The organism is Neisseria sp. P0008.S010 (assembly GCF_051962715.1).
GTDB lineage: Bacteria > Pseudomonadota > Gammaproteobacteria > Burkholderiales > Neisseriaceae > Neisseria > Neisseria elongata.
This window is the reverse complement of the sequence record NZ_JBQCVA010000266.1, coordinates 1-279: the sequence shown is the minus strand read 5'-3', so window position 1 is coordinate 279 and position 279 is coordinate 1. Positions and strand designations below refer to the sequence as shown.

Annotated in this window: 1 protein-coding gene; it reads right to left on the bottom strand. The window is 52.3% G+C overall.

Annotation, left to right across the window (positions count from 1 at the left end; all coding sequences use genetic code 11):
• A partial coding sequence (locus ACTHSL_RS13520; RefSeq protein ID WP_440381712.1) for a hypothetical protein occupies nucleotides 1–279 on the bottom strand: 279 nt, incomplete at both ends.

Sequence of the window (279 nt, the reverse complement as noted above, 5' to 3'; positions counted from 1 at the left end):
AGATAATGGTCTTGTAAATGCCTGTAAAACACCGCCCCATAGCTCTTCTTGAAGGCGGGAAACGAACGGATGTAAACCCCCGTTTTCAGTCCTGCCCCCATCCGTTCGTACAATAGCCCCAATAAGGCTTGAACCTTCCACTTTGGTTCGTCGGTAATCGGCTGGTCGCTCACGAAAAAGTCGGGCACCAGCAAAATCCGGGGCGCTGGCATCGCCTTTGACATGAGGTAAGATGACACGGTATGAACCGACATCACCCGTGCGTCGAGATAATTGCGC